This is a genomic window from Cellulosimicrobium composti (assembly GCF_009711085.1).
GTDB lineage: Bacteria > Actinomycetota > Actinomycetes > Actinomycetales > Cellulomonadaceae > Cellulosimicrobium > Cellulosimicrobium composti.
The window spans coordinates 1-1,184 of record NZ_WMKA01000109.1 but is presented as its reverse complement, the minus strand read 5'-3'; the positions used below and the strand labels follow the sequence as shown (position 1 = coordinate 1,184).

The 1,184-nt window shown below is 81.3% G+C and carries 1 protein-coding gene; it reads left to right on the top strand.

Going from position 1 to position 1,184, the window contains the following annotated elements:
- A partial coding sequence (locus tag GJV82_RS19660) for an SCO7613 C-terminal domain-containing membrane protein (RefSeq protein ID WP_404813001.1) occupies window positions 1-1,184 on the top strand: 1,184 nt, incomplete at both ends.

The following is a 1,184-nucleotide window of genomic DNA, read 5'->3' as shown; positions in this document are numbered from 1 at the left end:
GGCGCGCGCGCCGCCGTCCGGCACCACGTCCTGCCGGTCGGCCGGGCGGAGCGTCGCGCGTGGCGCACCGCGGCGGTCGCGGGCGCGGGAGCGGCCGTCGTGCTCCTCGTCGCGGGGTCGTGGGTCGCGCGGCCGACCGCCACCGTGGGCGCGCTCGTGGTGGGGGTTCTCCTCCTGGCCGCCCGAGCCGCCGCGCCGCGCGGCCTGCACGCCGCGCTGGTCGGGACCGCGTACGCCTACGTGCTGCTCGTGCTCGGCACGACCCTCGCCTGGGCCGGGCTCCCGATCGTCGCGGTCCTGTGCACGGTGTCCGGGGTCGCGTCCCTCGTCGCGCTCGCGGTGACGCTCGTGCCGCGCGTCGAGCGCGACACGTGGTGGGCGGTGCTCGGCGTGACGGCCGTCCCGTTCGGCCTGGGTGTCCTCACGGTCGTCGACGAGCGCAGCGCGTGGTCCGTCGGCGCGTGCGCCGCGATGCTCGCGCTCGAGGCCGTGCTCGTCGCGTCCCGGCGCCCCGGAAGCACCACCGCGCTGCGGGGGCTCGCCGCGGCGCTCGTCCTGCCGACGGCGTCGGTCGCCGTCGTGAGCGCCGGCGCCGTCGTGCTCCCCGGCAGCGGGTCGCCCGTCGTGCTGCCCGTGGTCGCCGTCCTCGTGGCCGCCGCGCTCGCCGTGGCGCGCCCCGTGACCGCACGGCTCGACCTGACGGCGGGCCGCGTGCCCGTCGAGGCGAGCGCGGGGGTCACCGGGGCGATCGCCGTCGGGCTCGCGTTCGGCCGCCCGGCCGCGGGCCCCGCCGTCGCGGTCGCGGTGCTGCTCGTGCTCGCCGCGGGCACGGGCCTCGCCGCGCGCGAGCCCGACCGGCGCGGGGAGTGGTGGCTCACCGCGGGCCTCGCGACCGCCGCGCTGTGGACGGCGCTCGCGGCCACCGAGGTCGGCCTCGTCGAGGCGTACACCGCGCCGCCGGCGCTCGCCGCCGTCGTCACGGGGGCTCTGCTCGCGCGCCGGGCGCGCCGCTGGTGGGAGCTCGTCGCGGCGGGCCTCGTGCTGCTCGTCGTGCCGTCCGTGCTCGTCCTGGGGGCGGCCGCGCGCGCCGGGGACGTGCGCGCGTCGGTCCTCGTCGTGGCCGGCGCGGGGGCCGTCGTGGGCGCCGCGCTGCTCGGGCGCGGCACGCCCGCCGGGGGCGGGTG